A 19,923-nucleotide genomic window follows, 5' to 3' on the forward strand; every position below is an offset into this window, starting at 1 on the left:
CATCGCCGCCATCCTGCAGGGCATCGCCAAGCGCGTGGAGGATGGCACCGCCGCCAGCGCCCAGGCAAAGGCCGCCGGCGCCACGGCGCGGCCCATGGCGCAGCTCGCGTGGTCTTTCGCGCTGCGCAGCTGAGCCCCAACCACCAACGCAGGGAGGATCCCATGGACTTCGACTACTCGCCCAAGACCAGGGAACTGCAGGCGCGCCTGCTCCGGTTCATGGACGACCACGTCTACCCGGCCGAAAAGGCCTACGCCGACGAACTAGCGGCCCACACCGCCGCCGGCAACCGCTGGCAGCCGCTGCAAACCATCGAGAGCCTCAAGCCCAAGGCCCGGGCCGCGGGGCTGTGGAATCTGTTCCTGCCCGTGGACACGGCCGAGGCCTCTGGCTACCACGGCGCGGGCCTCACCAACGCCGAGTACGCGCCGCTGGCCGAGACCATGGGCCGCGTTCCCTGGGCCAGCGAGGTGTTCAACTGCTCCGCGCCCGACACCGGCAACATGGAAACCATCGCGCGCTACGGCAGCGAGGCCATCAAGGCCGAGTGGCTCATGCCCCTGCTCGAAGGCCGCATCCGTTCAGCCTTCGCCATGACCGAGCCCGAGGTCGCCTCCAGCGACGCCACCAACATCTGCACGCGCATCGAGCGCCAGGGCGGCCACTACGTCATCAACGGCCGCAAATGGTGGACCAGCGGCGCCAACGATCCGCGCTGCAAGGTCTTCATCACCATGGGCAAGACCGACCCCGATGCGCCCAGGCACTCGCAGCAAAGCATGATCGTCGTGCCCGCGGACACCCCGGGCATCACCATCGTGCGGCCGCTGAACGTGTTCGGCTACGATGACGCGCCCCACGGCCACGCCGAGGTCGTATTCGACAACGTCAGGGTCTCCGTGGACAGCATCCTGCTGGGCGAGGGCCGCGGCTTCGAGATCGCCCAGGGGCGCCTGGGCCCCGGGCGCATCCACCACTGCATGCGCCTGATCGGCCAGGCCGAGCGCGCGCTGGAGCTCATGTGCCAACGCGCGCTGTCGCGCACCGCCTTCGGCAGGACCATCGCGCAGCAGGGCGTGACGCAGGAGCGCATCGCCGAGGCGCGCTGCAGGATCGACATGGCGCGCCTGCTCACGCTCAAGGCCGCCTGGATGATGGACACCGCGGGCAACAAGGTCGCCAGAACCGAGATCGCCATGATCAAGGTCGTCGCCCCCGGCATGGCCTGCCAAGTGATCGACTGGGCCATGCAGGCGCATGGCGGCGGCGGCGTGAGCGACGACTTCCCGCTCGCCTACGCCTACGCCAACGCCCGCACGCTGCGCTTTGCCGACGGCCCCGACGAGGTGCACCGCAGCGCCATCGCCAAGTGGGAGCTGGGCAAGCACGCCATCCGGCCCTGAGGGTCCGTCCACGATCCGGGGCCACGCTCCGCAGCCTCCAGGGTATGGGGTTGGAAATATAGGGTTTACCCTATATAAAAAAGGCGCAACCTTTGCGATATTCGCAGGTTTCAGAGGTTGCACCTTTCTTTACCCACCCCACCCATGGCCACCACGATCGGCATCAAGGTCGATGACCTTCTGCGCGAGCGCATCCGCGGCGCCGCCCAACGCATGAACCGCACCCCCCACTGGCTGATCAAGCAGGCCGTGGTGCAATACGTGGACGCGCTGGAGCGCGGCGCCACCACCATCCGTCTCTTCGGCGCCGACGAGGGTGTGCCGGAGGATGGCGCGGAAATGGCGCAACCCGCCGCCCAGGAGGCGCAACCCTTCCTCGCCTTCGCCCAGTCCATCCTGCCCCAGACCGAGCTGCGCGCCGCCATCACCGCGGCCTGGCACAGGCCCGAGACCGAATGCCTGCCGGCCCTGCTGCCGCTGGCGCGCACGCAGGACGAGGAGCAGGCGGCCAGGGTGTGCGAGCTTGCCACCCGCCTGGTGCAGGGCCTGCGCGATGCGCCCATGACCAGCGGCGTGGCCGCCCTGGTGCAGGAGTTCTCGCTCTCCAGCCAGGAGGGCGTGGCGCTGATGTGCCTGGCCGAGGCACTGCTGCGCATACCCGACAAGGCCACGCGCGACGCGCTCATCCGCGACAAGATCAGCAAGGGCGACTGGCGCGCCCACGTGGGCCGCTCGCCGTCCCTGTTCGTCAACGCCGCTGCCTGGGGCCTGGTGCTCACGGGCAAGCTCACCTCCACCAGCAGCGAGAAGAGCCTGTCGGCGGCGCTCACGCGCGTGATCGGCAAGGGCGGCGAGCCGCTGATCCGCCAGGGCGTGCACCGCGCGATGAAGCTCATGGGCGAGCAGTTCGTCACCGGCCAGCACATTGCCGAGGCGCTGGCCAACAGCCGCGCCTATGAGAAGCAGGGCTTCCGCTACAGCTACGACATGCTGGGCGAGGCTGCCGCGACGGACACCGACGCGCAGCGCTACCTGCGCGACTACGAGCAGGCCATCCACGCGATCGGCGCGGCGTCGGCCGGGCGCGGCATCTTCGAGGGGCCGGGCATCTCCATCAAGCTCTCGGCCCTGCACCCGCGCTACTCGCGCGCGCAGTACGAGCGCGTGATGCAGGAACTGCTGCCGCGCGTGCTGCACCTGGCGGAGCTGGCCAAGCAGTACGACATCGGCATGAACATCGACGCCGAGGAGGCCGACCGCCTGGAACTGTCGCTGGACCTGATGGAGGCCCTGTGCGCCGCGCCCAGCCTGAAGGGCTGGAACGGCATCGGCTTCGTGGTGCAGGCCTACCAGAAGCGCTGCCCCTATGTCATCGAATACCTGAGCGACCTGGCCCGGCGCAGCCGCCGCCGCCTGATGGTGCGCCTGGTCAAGGGCGCGTACTGGGACAGCGAGATCAAGCGCGCCCAGATCGACGGCCTGGCCGGCTACCCCGTCTACACGCGCAAGGTCTACACCGACGTGAGCTACCTGGCCTGCGCCAGGAAGCTGCTGGAGGCGCCCGACGCCGTCTACCCCCAGTTCGCCACGCACAACGCGCAGACGCTGGCCAGCATCTACCAGCTCGCGCACAGCGTGGGCGGCAGCTACTACAGCGGGCAGTACGAGTTCCAGTGCCTGCACGGCATGGGCGAGCCGCTGTACGCGCAGGTCACCGGCCCCGCCGCCGAGGGCAAGCTGGCGCGCCCCTGCCGCATCTACGCGCCGGTGGGCAGCCACGAGACGCTGCTCGCCTACCTGGTGCGCCGCCTGCTGGAGAACGGCGCCAACACCTCGTTCGTGAACCGCATCGGCGATGCCGGCGTGCCCGTGGCCGATCTGGTGGCCGACCCGGTCGGGGAAGTGCTGGAGATCGCGCGCACCGAGGGCCGCCTGGGCGCGCCGCACCCGCGCATTCCGCTGCCGGCCGAGCTGTTCGGCGGCCTGGGCGGGCAGGCCCGCGCCAATTCGCGCGGCCTGAACCTGGCGCACGAGCAGCAGCTGGCCTCGCTGGCCGCGGCGCTGCTGCACAGCACGCGCCAGAACTGGCTGGCCGCGCCGCCCGACGCGCCCCTGCCCGCCGACCCGGCCGCCACGCCAGGCTGGCAGGCCCTGCCCAACCCGGCCGAGCTGGCCGACACCGTGGGCTGGGTGCACGAGGCCACCGGGCCCCAGGTGCAGGCCGCGACCGGGCGCGCCGCGCAGGCCGCGCCCATCTGGGCCGGCACGCCCCCGGCCGCGCGCACCGACGTGCTGGCGCGCGCCGCCGACCTGCTGGAGCAGCGCAGCCAGCCGCTCATGGGCCTGATCATGCGCGAGGCCGGCAAGACCCTGCCCAATGCCATCGCCGAAGTCCGCGAGGCCGTGGACTTCCTGCGCTACTACGGCGCCCAGGTGGCGGCGCAGTTCGACAACGCCAGGGAGCGCCCGCTGGGCGTGGTCCTGGCCATCAGCCCGTGGAACTTCCCGCTCGCCATCTTCACCGGCCAGGTGGCCGCGGCCCTGGCCGCGGGCAACGCGGTGCTGGCCAAGCCGGCCGAGCAGACGCCGCTCACCGCCGCCGCCATGGTCGCCATCCTGCACGAGGCGGGCGTGCCCCAGGGCGCGCTGCAGCTCATGCCGGGCCGGGGCGAGACCGTGGGCGCTGCCCTGGTGGTGCACCCGCAGGTGGCGGGCGTGATGTTCACCGGCTCGACCGAGGTGGCGCGCCTCATCGCGCGCCAGCTGGCCCGGCGCCTGTCGCCGAACGGCCACCCCATCCCACTGATCGCCGAGACCGGCGGGCAGAACGCCATGATCGTGGACTCCTCGGCCCTGGCCGAGCAGGTGGTGGCCGACGTGCTGGCCTCGGCCTTCGACTCGGCCGGCCAGCGCTGCTCGGCGCTGCGCCTGCTGTGCCTGCAGGAGGAGGTAGCCGACCGCACCCTGACCATGCTGCGCGACGCGCTGCAGGAATGGCAGCTCGGCAACCCCGACCGCCTGGGCACCGACGTGGGCCCGGTGATCGACGCCGATGCGCGCGCGCAGATCGAGGCGCACATCGAGCGCATGCAGGCCGCGGGCCAGAAAGTCACGCGCGTGGAGCGCCGGGACGACAGCCTGAACGGCCATTTCGTCGCCCCCACGATCATCGAAATCGATAGCACGTCGCGCTTGACCCGCGAGGTCTTCGGCCCTGTTCTGCATGTAATCCGCTACGCCAGGGAACAGCTCGACGCCCTGGTGGACGGCATCAACGCCACCGGCTATGGCCTGACCTTCGGCGTGCACAGCCGCATCGACGAGACCATCGCCCACCTGAGCGGGCGCATCGCGGCCGGCAACATCTACGTGAACCGCAACGTCATCGGCGCGGTGGTGGGCGTGCAGCCCTTCGGCGGCATGGGCCTGTCGGGCACCGGCCCCAAGGCCGGCGGCCCGCTGTACCTGCACCGCCTGGTGCAGGGCGAGCCCAACGCGGCCCTGCAGGCCCTGCCGCGCGCCGATGCCGGGCAGCCCCAGCCGGCCCTGGAGCTGCTGGCCCGGCTGCGGCAGGCGGTGCTGCCCGGCGTCGAGCAGGACCAGGCCCGCATGGCCTGCGATGCGGCGCTGGCCGCCTCGCGCCTGGGCGCGGGCCAGCTGCTGCCCGGCCCCACGGGGGAATCCAACCGCTACCGCCTGCTGCCGCGCGGTCCGGTGTGGGCGCTGCCGCGCACGCCGCTGGGCCTGATGCACCAGGTGGCGGCCAGCCTTGCCAGCGGCAACCCCTGCCACGTGGTGCTGCCGCAGGACGACAAGGGCTGCGCGGCGCTGTGGCAGGCGCTGCGCGCCGCGGCCGGCGACGCCGGCGCGGCATGGCTGCACGGCGCCGACGCCGCCTGCCTGGGCGACGGCACCGCCGCCATGTCGGCCCTGCTGTTCGAGGGCGACGGCGACGCGCTCCTGCAGGTGGGCGCCCAGGTGGCGGCGCGCGAAGGCGCCATCGTGCGCGTGGAAAGCCGCAGCAGCGACGAGCTGCAGGCCGGCCGCGGCTACGACCTGGCCGCGCTGTGCCACGAGCAGTCCATCAGCACCAACACGGCGGCGGCCGGCGGCAATGCCCAGCTGATGACCATGGCCTGAAACGAAACGGCAAGATTGCTTTTCACCAGATAAAATCACCGGCTTTCGCAACCCATGTGATTTCCATGAAGAAAAGCCCTGCGGACATGACCGCCAAGCCGAACGTCCAGGTGCTGGAGCGCATGTTCCAGCTGATCGACGTGCTGGCCTCGAAGGAGGAGTCCGTTTCGCTCAAGGAGATCAGCGAGAAAACGGGGCTGCACCCATCCACCGCGCACCGCATCCTCAACGACCTGACGATAGGGCGCTTCGTCGACCGGCCCGAATCGGGCAGCTACCGCCTGGGCATGCGCCTCCTGGAACTGGGGAACCTGGTCAAGGCACGCCTGTCCGTGCGCGACGCCGCCATGGCGCCCATGCGCCAGCTGCACAAGCTGATCCAGCAGCCCGTCAACCTGAGCGTCCGCCAGGGCGATGAAATCGTCTACATCGAGCGCACGTACAGCGAGCGCTCGGGCATGCAGGTCGTGCGCGCCATCGGCGGGCATGCACCGCTGCACCTGACCTCCACCGGCAAGCTGTTCCTGGCGGCGGACGACCCCCAGCGCGTGCGTGCCTACGCCACGCGCACCGGGCTGCCGGGCCACACGCGCAACAGCATCACCCAGCTGCTCCTCCTGGAGCGCGAGCTCGGCAAGGCGCGGCAGTATGGCGTGGCGCACGACAACGAAGAACTGGAGCTGGGCGTGCGCTGCATGGCGGCGGGCGTGTACGACGACCAGGGACAACTGGTGGCCGGCCTGTCGATCTCGGCGCCCGCCGACCGCCTGGACGAAGGCTGGCTGCCCAAGCTGCAGGCAGCGGCCCGGGAGATCTCGCTGGCCCTGGGCTATACGGCAGGCCTGCGCACGACGCTCAATGGCCCGGTAAAGCCGTAGGCACGGCCGGGCAACGATCGCCGCCCGGGGCCGTTGGAGGGGCGGCGACGATCCCGGGCGCTGCGTCAGCTATTGGGCGCCGTCGCACCCAGATGCAGGCTGGCGCTGTTCCCGGGATGCCCCTTTTCGACCCAGGAACGAACCCGCTCCGCGTCGCCCAGACGGCTGAATTTGCCGGCCGAGTCGAGGAACACCATGATCAGCTTGCGGCCGGCGACCTGTGCCTGCATCACCAGGCAGCGCCCGGCCTCGGAGATGTAGCCGGTCTTCTGCAGGCCGATGTCCCACGCGGGGCTCTTCACGAGACGGTTGGTGTTGTTGTACTGCAGTACGCGCTGGCCCACGGCGACCTCATGGCTGGGCGACGTGGACAACTCGCGCAGCAGCGGGTCGCCATGCGCCACGTTGACCAGTGTGGCCAGGTCGTGCGCGCTGGACTGGTTCTTGCTGGAAAGGCCCGTGGGCTCGACGTAGCGCGTCTCCGTCATGCCCAGCAGCCTGGCCTTGGCGTTCATGCGCTGCACGAACACCTCCAGCCCGCCGGGATAGGTGCGCCCGAGAGCATGGGCCGCCCGGTTCTCGCTGGACATCAGGGCCAGGTGCAGCAGCTCCCCGCGCGACAGGGTAGTGCCCACCGTCAGGCGCGAGCCGCTGCCCTTTTCGGTGTCCACGTCGTCCTGGGTGATGGTGATGGGCTCGTCCATGGGCAGGCGCGCCTCGGAAATGAGCAGGCCCGTCATGAGCTTGGTCAACGAGGCAATCGGCAGCACCGCATGGTCGTTCTTGCTGAGCAGCACCTCCTTGGTGTCCTGGTCGATCACCAGGGCCACGCTGGACTTCAGATCGAGCGGGTCGCTGACCTCGTGCAGGCCCGCCAGTTGGCCGAACGACAGCCGCGCCGGCTCTGCCGCCATGCGAACCGGTGTCTTGGCGCTGCGCGCGGACACGCGCGTGGCCTTGGCCGAAGCCGTCTTGTGCTGGACCTTGGCTGCATGCTTGGGCGCCGCGCGTTTGGCGGCGACGGCGGTGGAATGTTTCTTGGCGGCGGCATGCTTGCGCTCGGCCGCGTGCACGCCGGGAGAGGCCAGCGCCACCCCTACGGTCAAGAGAGCCAGCGCATGAGAAAGACGGGAGGCGATGCCAAATCGGGCGTGCATCATATGCTCCAAACTGCAAAAACTGTGTGGCAGTGTACAAAATTAAAAAAAGCCGCGCAAGATCAATATCTTGCGCGACTTTTTTAAAAAGCTGCCTGAATTATAGGCGCGGCCTTCAGCCCTGTGCAGCCACCCGTTCGGCTTTACTTTGTAACTTGTTCAACGCACTCAGGTAGGCCTTGGCCGACGCGACCACGATGTCCGGGTCGGCCCCCACGCCGTTGACCACGCGGCCGGCGTTCTGCAGGCGCACCGTCACCTCGCCCTGGCTCTCGGTGGAGCCGCTGATGGCGTTGACGGAGTACAGCACCATCTCGGCGCCGCTTTGCACATGTGCCTCGATCGCCTTGAGCGAGGCATCCACGGGGCCGTTGCCTTCGGAGGAGCTGCGCACCTCCTTGCCATCCATGGTGAAGACGATGCTGGCCTGGGGGCGCTCGCCGGTTTCGCTGTGCTGGGCGAGCGAGACGAAGCCGAACTGCTCCTTGTCGCCGTGAATGCTCTCGTCGCTGACCAGGGCCAGGATGTCCTCGTCGAAGATCTCGCTCTTGCGGTCGGCCAGTTCCTTGAACCTGGCGAAGGCGGCATTGATCTCGCCCTCGCTCTCCAGCTCCACGCCCAGTTCCTGCAGGCGCTGCTTGAAGGCGTTGCGGCCCGAAAGCTTGCCGAGCACGATCTTGTTGGTGCTCCAGCCCACGTCCTCGGCGCGCATGATTTCGTAGGTGTCGCGCGCCTTGAGCACGCCGTCCTGGTGGATGCCGGAGGCATGCGCGAAGGCGTTCGCACCGACCACGGCCTTGTTGGGCTGGACGACGAAGCCCGTGGTCTGGCTGACCATGCGGCTGGCGGCCAGCAGATGCTGGGTGTCTATGCCCACTTCGAGGCCGAAGTAGTCGCGCCGCGTCTTGACGGCCATCACCACCTCTTCGAGCGAGCAGTTGCCCGCGCGCTCGCCCAGGCCGTTGATGGTGCACTCCACCTGGCGCGCTCCGCCGATCTTCACGCCCGCCAGCGAGTTGGCCACGGCCATGCCCAGGTCGTTGTGGCAGTGCACGCTCCAGACCGCCTTGTCGCTGTTGGGCACGCGCTCGCGCAGGTTCCTGATGAAGTTGCCGTACAGCTCGGGTATGGCGTAGCCCACGGTGTCGGGAATGTTGATGGTGGTGGCGCCCTCCTCGATGGCCGCCTCGACCACGCGGCACAGGAAGTCCGGGTCGCTGCGATAGCCGTCCTCGGCGCTGAACTCGATATCGTCCATGAGGTTGCGCGCAAAGCGCGTGGACAGGCGCGACTGCTCCAGCACCTGCTCGGGCGTCATGCGCAGCTTCTTCTCCATGTGCAGCGGACTGGTGGCGATGAAGAGGTGGATGCGGGCGCGGTTCGCGTCCTTGAGCGCCTCTGCGGCGCGCGCGATGTCGCGGTCGTTGGCGCGCGCCAGCGAGCAGACCGTGGAGTCCTTGATGGCGCGGGCGATCGCCTGCACGCACTCGAAGTCGCCGTTGGAGCTGGCGGCAAAGCCGGCCTCGATCACGTCCACCCTCAGGCGCTCGAGCTGGCGCGCGATGCGCAGTTTCTCGTCGCGCGTCATGGAGGCGCCCGGCGATTGCTCGCCGTCGCGCAAGGTGGTGTCGAAGATGATGAGTTTGTCTGTGCTCATGGGGTGCCTCTGTCGTGTGAGCGGAAAGCGGGACTTTAAGCGACGACTGCCTGCGCCTGCGGCACGCGCTCCAGGCCCGAGAGGATGGCGCGTATGGATGCGGAGACGATGTTGGCGTCCATGCCCACGCCGTACACCGTGTGGTGCCCGTCGATGCGCATTTCCACATAGGCCACGGCCTTGGCGCCGGCACCCTCGCCGATGGCGTGCTCGCTGTAGTCCAGCACGCGCACCTCGCGCTCGAGCGCCGAGGACACGGCCTGCACGAAGGCATCGATGGGCCCCGTCCCCTCGCCCTCGATCTCCAGCGGCTCGCCCTGCCACTGCAGGCTGGCGTGGAGCGAAAAGCCGCCGTCCTGCTCCTGCATGCGGTAGGCGGGAGCGGCCACCGACCTGAAACGGTACTCGCGCTGGAACAGGCTCCAGAGGTCGTCCGCCGTCAGCTCCTTGCCGCAGGCGTCCATCTCGCGCTGCACGGCCTGGCTGAACTCGATCTGCAGGCGGCGCGGCAACTGCAGGCCGTATTCGCTCTCCAGCAGGTAGGAGATGCCGCCCTTGCCGGACTGGCTGTTGACGCGGATGACAGCCTCGTAGCTGCGGCCCAGGTCCTTGGGGTCGATCGGCAGATAGGGCATGTCCCAGATGTCGCCCTCCCGGCGCGCCGCAAAGGCCTTCTTGATCGCGTCCTGGTGCGAGCCCGAGAACGAGGTGTAGACGAGGTCGCCCACGTAGGGGTGGCGCGGGTGCACGGGCAGCTGGTTGCAATGCTCCACCGTGCTGCGGATGCCGTCGATGTCCGAGAAGTCCAGCCCCGGCGACACGCCCTGGGTGTACATGTTGAGCGCCACGTTCACCACGTCGAGGTTGCCGGTGCGCTCGCCGTTGCCGAACAGGCAGCCCTCGAGGCGGTCGGCGCCCGCCATCAACGCCATCTCTGCCGTGGCCGTGCCGGTGCCGCGGTCATTGTGCGGATGCACGGACAGCACGATGCTGTCCCGGCGCTGCACGTGGCGGTGCGTCCACTCCACCATGTCGGCGAAGATGTTGGGCGTGGAATGCTCCACCGTGGTGGGCAGGTTGATGATGCATTTCTTCTGCGGCGTGGGCTGCCACACGTCGGTGACGGCATCGATCACGCGCCTGGAAAATTCCAGCTCGGTGTCCGAGTACATCTCGGGCGAATACTCGAAGGTCCAGTCGGTGGCCGGGTACCCGGCCGCGATGTCCTTGAACAGCCGCGCATGGCTCGCAGCCAGCTCCACGATTTCATCCTCGCCCATGCCCAGCACCACGCGGCGCATCACGGGCGCGGTGGCGTTGTAGAGGTGCACGATGGCGCGCGGCGCGCCCTCCAGCGCCTCGAAGGTGCGGCGGATCAGCGGCTCGCGCGCCTGGGTCAGCACCTGGATGGTCACGTCGTCGGGGATGCGGTCTTCCTCGATGAGCTTGCGCACGAAGTCGAACTCGATCTGCGACGCGGAGGGAAAGCCGACCTCGATCTCCTTGAAGCCGATCTTCACCAGTTGCTCGAACATGCGCATCTTGCGCGCTATGTCCATGGGCTCGATCAGGGCCTGGTTGCCGTCGCGCAGGTCGACGCTGCACCAGACGGGGGCCTTGGTGATCACCGCATCGGGCCAGGTGCGGTCCGCGAGGCGCACGGGAGTGGCGGGGCGGTACTTGGTGGCGGGGTCGTGCAACATCGGGGCTCTCTCTTTCGTGGAACAAGGAAACGAATCCGGCCTGTGCCCAGCGACCCCGAGAAAAACAAAAACGGCCCGTCGCTGGTGCTCACGGGCCGTGGAAGTAGGTGTGTGTACGCGTGCGCTACTGTGCCTGCCCGTTGGACAAGTTGTGTAGTAGCGCTAGCGACAGAAACTGCATGGGGCGCACTCTAGCACAAAAACGCCCCGCTGCCCGCCGACGCCCCGGGGCGGGCCGCAGCCGCACGCGCGAGGGAAGGCGGCGCAAAGGCTGCGGGTCAGTGATGCAAGCCCTGCTCGTCCGGCTCGTCGGTCGAGGTGCTGATCACGCTGGTGTGCTGCCCCTTGGCCTTGCGCCAGGCATAGACGGCATAGCCCGAAAGGCCATAGAGCACGAACACGCCGAACAGCACCGTGGGCGTGTGGATGTTGATCACGGCGATGCCCAGGGCGATGAGCACGATGGCCGAAAAGGGCACGCTTTTCTTCATGTGCAAATCCTTGAAGCTGTAGAAGGGGACGTTGGTGACCATGGTCAGCCCCGCATAGAGCGTGAAGCCGAACATCACCCAGGTGATCTGCCCCCAGGACAGGCCGAGCACGCCCTGCCCCGGGCGCACGCCCGCGTCGGTCAGCAGCCAGATGAAGCCCATCACCAGGGCCGCCGCCGCCGGCGATGGCAGTCCCTGGAAGTAGCGCTTGTCCACCACGCCCGTATTCACGTTGAAGCGCGCCAGCCGCAGCGCGGCGCAGGCGCAGTAGACGAAGGCCGCGATCCAGCCCCAGCGCCCCAGGCCCTGCAGCGCCCACATATAGGCGATGAGCGCGGGCGCGGCGCCGAAGGACACCATGTCGGACAGCGAGTCCATCTGCTCGCCGAAGGCGCTCTGCGTATTGGTCATGCGTGCCACGCGCCCGTCCAGGCTGTCGAGCACCATGGCGCAGAACACGCCGATGGACGCCATCTCGAAGCGCCCGTTCATGGCCATGACGATGGCATAGAACCCGCCGAACAGCGCCGCCAGGGTGAACAGGTTGGGCAGGATGTAAATGCCCTTGCGGCGTTTGCGTACCAGCACGCCCGTGCCTTCGCCGGCATCGTTGCCATCATGCATCGAACAGGCCTCCAAGGCTTGATGGACAAGCGCAATAAGCTATGAATTTTATAGTCATCTTTTTTGCAGGTGCGGCGCGAAAGGACGCAGTGTAGCCCTGCCGCGCCACGCAAAAAAGGCCACCGAGGTGGCCTTGGATACAGTGGTGGCGCAGCACTCGGCCGCGCCGCCGGCATCAGTTGCGGCTCTGGTCCACCAGCTTGTTCTTGGCGATCCAGGGCATCATGGCGCGCAGCTGGGCACCCACCTGCTCGATGGAGTGGGCGGCCAGGTTGCGGCGGCGTGCCGTCATGCTGGGGTAGTTCAGGCGCCCTTCCTGGATGAACATCTTGGCGTACTCGCCGTCCTGGATGCGCTTGAGGGCATTGCGCATGGCGGCGCGCGACTGCTCGTTGATGACCTCGGGGCCGGTCACGTACTCGCCGTACTCGGCATTGTTCGAGATCGAGTAGTTCATGTTGGCGATGCCGCCTTCGTAGATCAGGTCCACGATGAGCTTGAGCTCGTGCAGGCACTCGAAATAGGCCATCTCGGGGGCGTAGCCGGCCTCGACCAGGGTTTCGTAGCCCATCTTGATCAGCTCGACGGCGCCGCCGCACAGCACGGCCTGTTCGCCGAACAGGTCGGTCTCGGTCTCTTCGCGGAAGTTGGTCTCGATGATGCCGGCCTTGCCGCCGCCGTTGGCCATGGCGTACGAGAGGGCCAGTTCACGCGCGCGGCCGGACTTGTCCTGGTGCACGGCCACCAGGTGGGGCACGCCGCCGCCCTGGGTGTAGGTGTTGCGCACGGTGTGGCCGGGAGCCTTGGGGGCGACCATCCACACGTCCAGGTCGGCGCGCGGCACGACTTGGTTGTAGTGCACGTTGAAGCCGTGGGCGAAGGCGAGCGAGGCGCCCTGCTTGATGTTCGGCTCCACGTTGTTCTTGTACACCTCGGCGATCTGCTCGTCGGGCAGCAGGATCATGACCACGTCGGCTTCCTTGACCGCGTCGTTCACTTCCTTCACGGTGAGGCCTGCCTTGCCGACCTTGTCCCACGAGGCGCCGCCCTTGCGCAGGCCGACGACGACCTTCACGCCGCTGTCGTTGAGGTTCTGCGCGTGGGCATGGCCCTGGCTGCCGTAGCCGATGATGGCCACGGTCTTGCCCTTGATGAGGCTCAGGTCACAGTCTTTGTCGTAGAAAACTTTCATGGTCGCTCCGGTTGGGATTCTTGTCAGGGGAAAGGGGGAAAGATGGGATTGTCCTACACGCGCAGGATGCGTTCGCCGCGGCCGATGCCGCTGGCCCCGGTGCGCACGGTCTCCAGGATGGCCGTGCGGTCGATGGCCTGCAGGAAGGCGTCGTTCTTGGACTGGTCGCCCGTGAGCTCGACGGTGTAGCTCTTGTCGGTCACGTCGATGATGCGGCCGCGGAAGATGTCGGCCATGCGCTTCATCTCCTCGCGCTCCTTGCCCACGGCGCGCACCTTCACCATCATGAGCTCGCGCTCGGTGTAGGCGCCCTCGGTCAGGTCCACCACCTTCACGACCTCGATGAGGCGGTTCAGGTGCTTGGTGATCTGCTCGATCACGTCGTCCGAGCCCGTGGTCTGGATCGTCATGCGCGACAGCGACGGGTCTTCCGTCGGCGCCACCGTGAGCGATTCAATGTTGTAGCCACGCGCCGAAAACAGCGCCACCACGCGCGACAGCGCGCCGGCCTCGTTCTCTATCAGAACGGCAATGATGTGTTTCATGAGATGTGCTTCCTCTTTTTGCGACGACAGCACGATCAAAAAATGGTCGCTGAAAACTGTCGTTTTTCGCTGCCCTCCCCCGGCGCCGGTAAGCGCCAGGCTTGGCAGGCAATAGATTCGTCAAAGAATGCTATTCGATGAATAGCTGCCAGCGCTTGCCCAGCAAGCGTTTGCTGCCGATTTTCCTTACAGGTCTTCCGATCCCAGCAGCATTTCGGTGATGCCCTTGCCCGCCTGCACCATGGGGAACACGTTCTCGGTCGGGTCGGTGCGGAAGTCCAGGAACACGGTGCGGTCCTTGAGCTTGCGCGCCTCGCGCAGCGCGGGCTCCACGTCCTGCGGGCGCTCGATCAGCATGCCCACGTGGCCGTAGGCCTCGGCCAGCTTCACGAAATTGGGCAGCGCGTCCATGTAGCTGTGGCTGTAGCGGCCCGAGTACTCGATCTCCTGCCACTGGCGCACCATGCCGAGATACCGGTTGTTCAGCGACAGTATCTTGATCGGCGTGTTGTACTGCAGGCAGGTGGAGAGTTCCTGGATGTTCATCTGCACCGAGCCCTCGCCCGTCACGCAGAACACCTCGGCGTCGGGCTTGGCCAGCTTGATGCCCATGGCGTAGGGAATGCCCACGCCCATGGTGCCCAGGCCGCCCGAGTTGATCCAGCGGCGCGGATCGTCGAACTTGTAGTATTGCGCGGCCCACATCTGGTGCTGGCCCACGTCGGAGGTGATGTAGGCGTCGGCGTCCTTCGTCATGTTCCACAGCGTCTCGACCACATGCTGCGGCTTGATGACCTCGGGGTTGCTGCGATCGTACTTCAGGCAGTCGCGGCCGCGCCAGGCCTCGATCTGCTCCCACCATGCCGCCAGGGCGCCGGCATCGGGGCGCGTGGTGCTCTCGCGGACCATGGAGATCAGCTCGGACAGCACCTCCTTGACGTCGCCCACGATGGGGATGTCGACCTTCACGCGCTTGGAGATCGAAGACGGATCGATGTCGATGTGGATGATCTTGCGGTCGTTCTGCGCGAAATGCTTGGGGTTGCCGATCACGCGGTCGTCGAAGCGCGCGCCCACGGCCAGCAGCACGTCGCAGTTCTGCATGGCGTTGTTGGCCTCGATCGTGCCGTGCATGCCCAGCATGCCGAGGAACTTGCGGTCCGTGGCCGGGTAGGCGCCCAGGCCCATCAGCGTGTTCGTGACCGGGTAGCCCAGCATGTCCACCAGGGTGCGCAGCTCCTGCGTGGCATTGCCCAGCAGCACGCCGCCGCCGGTGTAGATATAGGGGCGCTTGGCGCCCAGGAGCAGTTGCAAGGCCTTGCGGATCTGGCCCGCATGGCCCTTCTTGACCGGGTTGTAGGAGCGCATCTCCACGCTCGTCGGGTAGCCGTGGTAGGCCGTCTTCTTGAACGAGACATCCTTGGGGATGTCCACCACCACGGGGCCGGGCCGGCCGGTGCGCGCGATGTGGAAGGCTTTCTTGAGCGTCAGCGCCAGGTCGCGCACGTCCTTGACCAGGAAGTTGTGCTTGACGATGGGGCGCGTGATGCCGACGGTGTCGCACTCCTGGAAGGCGTCCAGCCCGATGGCGGGCGTGGGCACCTGGCCGGAGATGATCACCATGGGAATCGAATCCATGTAGGCCGTCGCGATGCCCGTGACCGCGTTCGTCAGCCCGGGGCCCGACGTGACCAGCGCCACGCCCACCTCGCCCGTGGCGCGGGCGTAGCCGTCGGCCGCGTGCACGGCCGCCTGCTCGTGGCGCACCAGCACGTGCTGGATGCTTTCCTGCTTGTACAGCGCATCGTAGATGTAGAGCACGGCGCCGCCAGGATAGCCCCACATGTACTGCACGCTCTCGGCCTGCAGTGCCTTGACGAGGATTTCGGCGCCCATGAGTTCCTGGGTGCCCGATGCGGGGGAGTTGCCGCCGCGTGCGGCCTGCGCTGCCGAGCTGATTTCGGCCTTGGAGATTTCCATGATCAACCTTTGCGAATTTCTCTAACGAAAAACCTTGGGTGCCCCTCGTGCGCGCTCTTGTGAAGCCGACTTGGAACTTGAGGCCTCGGCCATGGGCGAGAGGAGTGCTACGCCGAACCGGGACCCGTTTGCCTTTTTGAATTGCAGCCGCGATTATTGCACTGCACACATCCGATTGCGCGGCGCTGGCGGAAAAAAATACACCCCCAATGCCATAATCCGCCATTCGCAACCCGCATCCATGCCCGTTGCGCCGCTTCAACCGGCCCATCACGGGCCTTTTGTCTTTTGGCTACCGAACAAGAGCTTTCCGACTTCCTCAAGAGCGTGGACAAGCGTGCCTTCAAGCGCACGCTGTACCACGTTCGCAACGAGGAAGCGGCCCTGGACATCGTCCAGGACAGCATGCTCAAGCTCGCAGAGCACTATGGCGACAAGCCCCCGGGCGAGCTGCCCATGCTGTTCCAGCGCATCCTCACGAACTGCACGCTGGACTGGTTCCGCCGGCAAAAGACCCGCAATGCGCTGTTTTCCAGCCTGAGCGACTTCGAAGGGCCGGGCGAGGACGGAGCCGATTTCGACCTGCTCGAAGTCCACGCCGGCCTCCCCGATGGCGAAACCGCGCAAAGCGCCGAAGATACCCTGCGGCGAACGCAGGTTCTACGGGCCATCGAAATAGAGATACAACAATTACCCGCGCGTCAACGCGAAGCCTTTTTGATGCGTTACTGGGAGGAAATGGACGTCGCGGAAACGGCAGCCGCCATGGGCTGCTCCGAGGGCAGTGTCAAGACACATTGTTTCCGCGCCGTCCAATCGCTCAGCAAGGCACTGAAGGCCAAAGGAATCGTGCTATGAACCGCACCACCGAACCCACCATGCAAGCCGCCCAGGCCGCGGATGCCTACGCACGCCGCCTCGCGGCACGCCTGACGCACGGCAACGCCGACCTGCCCTACGACATCACCGAGCGCCTGCGCGCCGCACGCATGCAGGCGCTGGCCAGGCGCAAGCGCCCCGTGAGCCTGCCCGTGCGGGAAACGGCGACGGCCACGCACGTGGTGACCAACGGATCCACGGCCGCGCTGGGCGGCTGGGGCCGGGAAGACGGCAACTGGTGGCGTGTCCTGGTATCGGCCGTGCCGCTGGCGGCGCTGGTCGTCGGCCTGTTCTTCGTCAACATGGTGCAGGATGACGCCGTGGCCACCGAGATCGCCGAGGTGGATGCCGCCCTGCTGACGGACGACCTGCCGCCCTCGGCCTATGCCGACCCGGGCTTCCTGCAATTCCTCAAGTCGGCCAACCAGGCCCGGTAACGGCGAGCCGACTCCCCAGCCTGCATGCACGCACCACCCGGTCCCACGCCCTCCTACGCACTGCCAGCATTCCTGCTGGCTTTTGTGTTGCTGGGCGCGCTGGCCGCGACGGGCTGGTGGATGGCGATCTACGTGCGCATCGCACCCAGCACACCCGTGCCGGCGCAGGCGCTGCACGCCGGCAAGCACCGGGCCTTCGGCGAGCCCCGGCCATCGCTCCAACCGGAGGCGGGCCCCCCATGGACCGCCTTGACCACCGCGCAGAAGGAAGCCCTGTACCCGCTGGCCGACCGCTGGAGCCTGCTCAGCGAGGTCCAGAAGCGCAACTGGCTGAACCTTGCGGCGGGCTTTCACGCGCTCTCGCCCGAGGAGCAGCAGAAGATGCTGGCCCGCATCACCGACTGGGCCAGCCTGAGCGCCCAGCAGCGCAGCCAGGCGCGGTTGAACTACGCCGCCACGGCCCAGTTCCCCGCGGACAGCAAGCGCGCCCAATGGGAGGCCTACCAGGCGCTGAGCGCCGAGGAAAAGAAGCGCCTGGCGGCCAAGGCCGCGCCCAGGCCCCGGGGCGCGGCCACCGCCGTGCGTCCCGTTTCGCCCAAGAAGCTGGCCCGCGTGCCCGCGGCGGCCGACACGCCGCCGGCCGTGCCCAACCCGCCGAAGATCGTGGCACCGGAGCTCCTCCACACGCCCCAGGTGCTGCCGGTGCCCGCGCCGGCGGTGGTGGAGACGGCCCCCGTCGCCACGCCCTCGGCCGTGCCGGCCTCCCTGCCCCCCCTGCAGCCGGCCTCCGCGCCCGATGCGCGGGAGGAGCCCGTTCGCGACCTGACGCCGCTGCATCCGCCACAATAGCGCTCCCGAATTCCGCGCTCTTCCCGCATGCACGCCCCCAGCCAGCCAGGCGCCTCCCAGTCCTCCAACGCCGCGACGCCCTCCCCCCCGGCCCCATCGGCGGGCACCATGGCCCCCCCGCTGTACCGCCGCATGGCCTGCTGGCTGTACGAGGGCATGCTGATGTTCGGCGTGGTGTTCATCGCCGGCTACCTGTTCGGCACGCTGACGCAGACCCGCAATGCACTGGACAACCGCCATGCGCTGCAGGCCTTCCTGTTCGTCGTGTTCGGCATCTACTTCGTCTGGTTCTGGTCCCGCGGGCATACCCTGGCCATGAAGACCTGGCACATCCGTGTGGTGGACAACCAGGGCCGCGCCATCAGCCAGCGGCGCGCGCTGCTGCGCTACCTGCTGGGCTGGCTGTGGTTCCTGCCGCCGCTGGCGGCGTACGCGGCGGGCGTGCCCGTGCTGGCGACCCTGCTGCTGCTGGCCCTGTGGGTCATCCTCTGGGCCCTGGCCAGCCATCTCCACCCGCAGCGCCAGTTCTGGCACGATGCGCTGGCGGGCACCCGCCTGGTGCACCACGAGCTGCCGCCGCGCCCGCGCAAGAACAAATGACGGGCAGCGCCCCGGCCACGGTCGTGCCGGGGCCGCCCCATCGCCCACCGACGCCACCGCCCATGTCCCTGCCGCCCGCCAGCCCCCACCCGCACAAGCAGCGCACCGGCCTGAACCGGCTGTGGCACGCCACGGGCTACTCCGTCGCGGGGCTGCGCGCGGGCTGGGGCGAGAAGGCCTTCCGCCAGGAGCTGTGCCTGGCCGCCGTGCTGCTGCCGCTGGCGTTCTGGCTCGGCAGCGGCTGGGCGGAGACCGCGCTGCTGGCCGGCACCGTGATGCTGGTGCTGATCACCGAACTGCTCAACTCGGGCATAGAGGCGGCCATCGACCGCATCGGCCCCGAACTGCACGAACTGTCCAGGCGCGCCAAGGACATGGGCAGCGCCGCCGTGCTGCTGAGCCTGCTGCTGTGCGGCGCGACTTGGGCCGCCGCGCTCTACCAAAGGTTTATCCATGGCTGATGCCGCCTTTTCCATCTGCGTGTACCTGGGCTCGCGTCCCGGCGACAACCCCTTGTTCACCGAGGCCGCCGTGGCCGTGGGCCGCTGGATCGGCCAGCACGGCGGGCAGTTGGTCTATGGCGGCGGGCGCAGCGGCCTGATGGGCACGGTGGCCGAGGCCACGCGCATGGCGGGCGGGCGCGTGGTCGGCATCATCCCCCAGGCGCTGGTGGACAAGGAGCTGGCCAACCACTTGTGCGACGAGCTGCACATCGTCACGAGCATGCACGAGCGCAAGGCCATGATGGCCGAGCGCAGCGACGCCTTCCTGGCGCTGCCCGGCGGCATAGGCACGCTGGAGGAACTGTTCGAGGTCTGGACCTGGCGCCAGCTGGGCTACCACGACAAGCCCGTGGGCCTGCTCGACACCGATGGCTACTACGGCGGCCTGCTGGACTTCCTGAGGCACTCCGAGCGCTGCGGCCTCATGAGCGAGTGGCAGATGGGGCTGATCCGCACGGGCACCGAGCCCGCGGCCCTGCTCGCCGCGCTGGTGCAGGACGCCGGCCTCAGCGCCAGCACCATTCCCCTGCGCGACGTGATCTGATCACACGGCGGCGTCGTCCAGGTCGCCCGTGCGGATGCGCACCACGCGCTCCACGGCGGTCACGAAGATCTTGCCGTCGCCGATCTTGCCCGTGCGCGCGGCGCCCACGATGGCGTCCACGCAGCGGTCCACGTCCTCGGCGCGCACCACGACCTCGATCTTGACCTTGGGCAGGAAGTCCACCACGTACTCGGCGCCGCGGTACAGCTCCGTGTGGCCCTTCTGGCGGCCGAAGCCCTTCACCTCCGTCACCGTGAGCCCCGTCACGCCGCACTCGGCCAGGGCCTCGCGGACCTCTTCCAGTTTGAAGGGCTTGATGACGGCGGTGATCATGTGCATG

At 67.9% G+C, this 19,923-nt stretch carries 17 protein-coding genes and 1 pseudogene; 10 read left to right on the plus strand and 8 right to left on the minus strand.

The window, feature by feature from the left end; all coding sequences use genetic code 11:
• The 4 genes and pseudogenes from ACX12L_RS18320 to ACX12L_RS18335 form a co-directional block, all read left to right on the plus strand.
• Nucleotides 1-133, plus strand: a pseudogene (locus ACX12L_RS18320) (phosphotransferase family protein); the annotation flags it as partial.
• A 29-nt stretch (nt 134-162) separates the two neighbouring features.
• Nucleotides 163-1,404 (plus strand): acyl-CoA dehydrogenase family protein, encoded by a 1,242-nt coding sequence (locus ACX12L_RS18325; RefSeq protein WP_459263876.1) that lies wholly within the window; start codon nt 163-165, stop codon nt 1,402-1,404.
• A 144-nt stretch (nt 1,405-1,548) separates the two neighbouring features.
• Nucleotides 1,549-5,544 carry a trifunctional transcriptional regulator/proline dehydrogenase/L-glutamate gamma-semialdehyde dehydrogenase gene (gene putA, locus ACX12L_RS18330; RefSeq protein WP_459263877.1) on the plus strand — a complete coding sequence of 1,332 codons (3,996 nt, stop codon included), beginning with the start codon at nt 1,549-1,551 and terminating at the stop codon, nt 5,542-5,544.
• A gap of 65 nt (nt 5,545-5,609) precedes the next feature.
• Nucleotides 5,610-6,422 carry an IclR family transcriptional regulator gene (locus ACX12L_RS18335; protein ID WP_459263878.1) on the plus strand — a complete coding sequence of 271 codons (813 nt, stop codon included), beginning with the start codon at nt 5,610-5,612 and terminating at the stop codon, nt 6,420-6,422.
• 65 nt (nt 6,423-6,487) lie between these two features.
• Here ACX12L_RS18335 and ACX12L_RS18340 read toward each other — a convergent pair whose 3' ends face one another.
• The 7 genes from ACX12L_RS18340 to ACX12L_RS18370 all read right to left on the minus strand — a co-directional run bounded on the left by ACX12L_RS18340 (nt 6,488) and on the right by ACX12L_RS18370 (nt 15,771).
• Complete coding sequence (locus ACX12L_RS18340) at nt 6,488-7,579, minus strand: serine hydrolase (protein WP_459263879.1); 1,092 nt, start codon at nt 7,577-7,579, stop codon at nt 6,488-6,490.
• Nucleotides 7,580-7,694: 115 nt separating this feature from the next.
• Nucleotides 7,695-9,236 carry a 2-isopropylmalate synthase gene (locus ACX12L_RS18345; RefSeq protein WP_459263880.1) on the minus strand — a complete coding sequence of 514 codons (1,542 nt, stop codon included), beginning with the start codon at nt 9,234-9,236 and terminating at the stop codon, nt 7,695-7,697.
• 35 nt (nt 9,237-9,271) lie between these two features.
• Nucleotides 9,272-10,939, minus strand: coding sequence for a 2-isopropylmalate synthase (leuA, locus tag ACX12L_RS18350; protein ID WP_459263881.1), 1,668 nt, complete (start codon nt 10,937-10,939; stop codon nt 9,272-9,274).
• Between the two features lie 278 nt (nt 10,940-11,217).
• The gene (gene pssA / locus ACX12L_RS18355; protein ID WP_459263882.1) at nt 11,218-12,054 is read right to left on the minus strand and encodes a CDP-diacylglycerol--serine O-phosphatidyltransferase; all 837 of its coding nucleotides are present in this window, start codon (nt 12,052-12,054) and stop codon (nt 11,218-11,220) included.
• A gap of 175 nt (nt 12,055-12,229) precedes the next feature.
• Nucleotides 12,230-13,246 (minus strand): ketol-acid reductoisomerase, encoded by a 1,017-nt coding sequence (gene ilvC, locus ACX12L_RS18360; RefSeq protein WP_013518620.1) that lies wholly within the window; start codon nt 13,244-13,246, stop codon nt 12,230-12,232.
• 53 nt (nt 13,247-13,299) lie between these two features.
• A complete protein-coding gene (ilvN, locus tag ACX12L_RS18365) occupies nt 13,300-13,791 on the minus strand; it encodes an acetolactate synthase small subunit (protein WP_013518619.1) in 492 nt (163 codons plus the stop codon).
• A gap of 186 nt (nt 13,792-13,977) precedes the next feature.
• Nucleotides 13,978-15,771 carry an acetolactate synthase 3 catalytic subunit gene (locus tag ACX12L_RS18370; protein ID WP_459263883.1) on the minus strand — a complete coding sequence of 598 codons (1,794 nt, stop codon included), beginning with the start codon at nt 15,769-15,771 and terminating at the stop codon, nt 13,978-13,980.
• Between the two features lie 288 nt (nt 15,772-16,059).
• On the opposite strand from ACX12L_RS18370, the gene ACX12L_RS18375 reads away from it, so the two are divergent.
• The 6 genes from ACX12L_RS18375 (at nt 16,060) to ACX12L_RS18400 (ending at nt 19,583) form a co-directional block, all read left to right on the plus strand.
• Nucleotides 16,060-16,629, plus strand: a complete 570-nt coding sequence (locus ACX12L_RS18375; protein WP_459263884.1) for an RNA polymerase sigma factor — start codon at nt 16,060-16,062, stop codon at nt 16,627-16,629.
• Nucleotides 16,626-17,087: a DUF3619 family protein gene (locus ACX12L_RS18380; protein ID WP_459263885.1), complete on the plus strand. Its 462-nt coding sequence runs from the start codon at nt 16,626-16,628 to the stop codon at nt 17,085-17,087. Before ACX12L_RS18375 ends, ACX12L_RS18380 begins: the two co-directional genes overlap by 4 nt.
• A 24-nt stretch (nt 17,088-17,111) precedes the next feature.
• Nucleotides 17,112-17,936, plus strand: coding sequence for a DUF3106 domain-containing protein (locus ACX12L_RS18385; protein WP_459263886.1), 825 nt, complete (start codon nt 17,112-17,114; stop codon nt 17,934-17,936).
• 27 nt (nt 17,937-17,963) lie between these two features.
• Nucleotides 17,964-18,536: an RDD family protein gene (locus ACX12L_RS18390; RefSeq protein WP_459263887.1), complete on the plus strand. Its 573-nt coding sequence runs from the start codon at nt 17,964-17,966 to the stop codon at nt 18,534-18,536.
• 62 nt (nt 18,537-18,598) lie between these two features.
• A complete protein-coding gene (locus ACX12L_RS18395) occupies nt 18,599-18,997 on the plus strand; it encodes a diacylglycerol kinase (RefSeq protein ID WP_459263888.1) in 399 nt (132 codons plus the stop codon).
• Nucleotides 18,990-19,583 (plus strand): LOG family protein, encoded by a 594-nt coding sequence (locus ACX12L_RS18400; RefSeq protein WP_459263889.1) that lies wholly within the window; start codon nt 18,990-18,992, stop codon nt 19,581-19,583. Before ACX12L_RS18395 ends, ACX12L_RS18400 begins: the two co-directional genes overlap by 8 nt.
• Here the strand turns inward: ACX12L_RS18400 and ACX12L_RS18405 are convergent, their stop codons facing one another.
• Nucleotides 19,584-19,922, minus strand: coding sequence for a P-II family nitrogen regulator (locus ACX12L_RS18405; RefSeq protein WP_459263890.1), 339 nt, complete (start codon nt 19,920-19,922; stop codon nt 19,584-19,586). It abuts the gene before it with no gap.
• Between the last annotated feature and the right edge of the window lies 1 nt (nt 19,923).

Source organism: Alicycliphilus sp. T452, assembly GCF_054512775.1.

Coding starts and splice junctions, on each gene's coding strand:
- ACX12L_RS18325 (WP_459263876.1), top strand. CDS start 163: ATGGACTTCGACTACTCGCCCAAGACCAGGGAACTGCAGGCGCGCCTG.
- ACX12L_RS18405 (WP_459263890.1), bottom strand. CDS start 19,922: ATGCACATGATCACCGCCGTCATCAAGCCCTTCAAACTGGAAGAGGTC.
- ACX12L_RS18385 (WP_459263886.1), top strand. CDS start 17,112: ATGCACGCACCACCCGGTCCCACGCCCTCCTACGCACTGCCAGCATTC.
- ilvC (WP_013518620.1), bottom strand. CDS start 13,246: ATGAAAGTTTTCTACGACAAAGACTGTGACCTGAGCCTCATCAAGGGC.
- ilvN (WP_013518619.1), bottom strand. CDS start 13,791: ATGAAACACATCATTGCCGTTCTGATAGAGAACGAGGCCGGCGCGCTG.
- ACX12L_RS18380 (WP_459263885.1), top strand. CDS start 16,626: ATGAACCGCACCACCGAACCCACCATGCAAGCCGCCCAGGCCGCGGAT.
- leuA (WP_459263881.1), bottom strand. CDS start 10,939: ATGTTGCACGACCCCGCCACCAAGTACCGCCCCGCCACTCCCGTGCGC.
- putA (WP_459263877.1), top strand. CDS start 1,549: ATGGCCACCACGATCGGCATCAAGGTCGATGACCTTCTGCGCGAGCGC.
- ACX12L_RS18400 (WP_459263889.1), top strand. CDS start 18,990: ATGGCTGATGCCGCCTTTTCCATCTGCGTGTACCTGGGCTCGCGTCCC.
- ACX12L_RS18345 (WP_459263880.1), bottom strand. CDS start 9,236: ATGAGCACAGACAAACTCATCATCTTCGACACCACCTTGCGCGACGGC.
- ACX12L_RS18390 (WP_459263887.1), top strand. CDS start 17,964: ATGCACGCCCCCAGCCAGCCAGGCGCCTCCCAGTCCTCCAACGCCGCG.
- ACX12L_RS18395 (WP_459263888.1), top strand. CDS start 18,599: ATGTCCCTGCCGCCCGCCAGCCCCCACCCGCACAAGCAGCGCACCGGC.
- ACX12L_RS18335 (WP_459263878.1), top strand. CDS start 5,610: ATGAAGAAAAGCCCTGCGGACATGACCGCCAAGCCGAACGTCCAGGTG.
- ACX12L_RS18370 (WP_459263883.1), bottom strand. CDS start 15,771: ATGGAAATCTCCAAGGCCGAAATCAGCTCGGCAGCGCAGGCCGCACGC.
- pssA (WP_459263882.1), bottom strand. CDS start 12,054: ATGCATGATGGCAACGATGCCGGCGAAGGCACGGGCGTGCTGGTACGC.
- ACX12L_RS18340 (WP_459263879.1), bottom strand. CDS start 7,579: ATGCACGCCCGATTTGGCATCGCCTCCCGTCTTTCTCATGCGCTGGCT.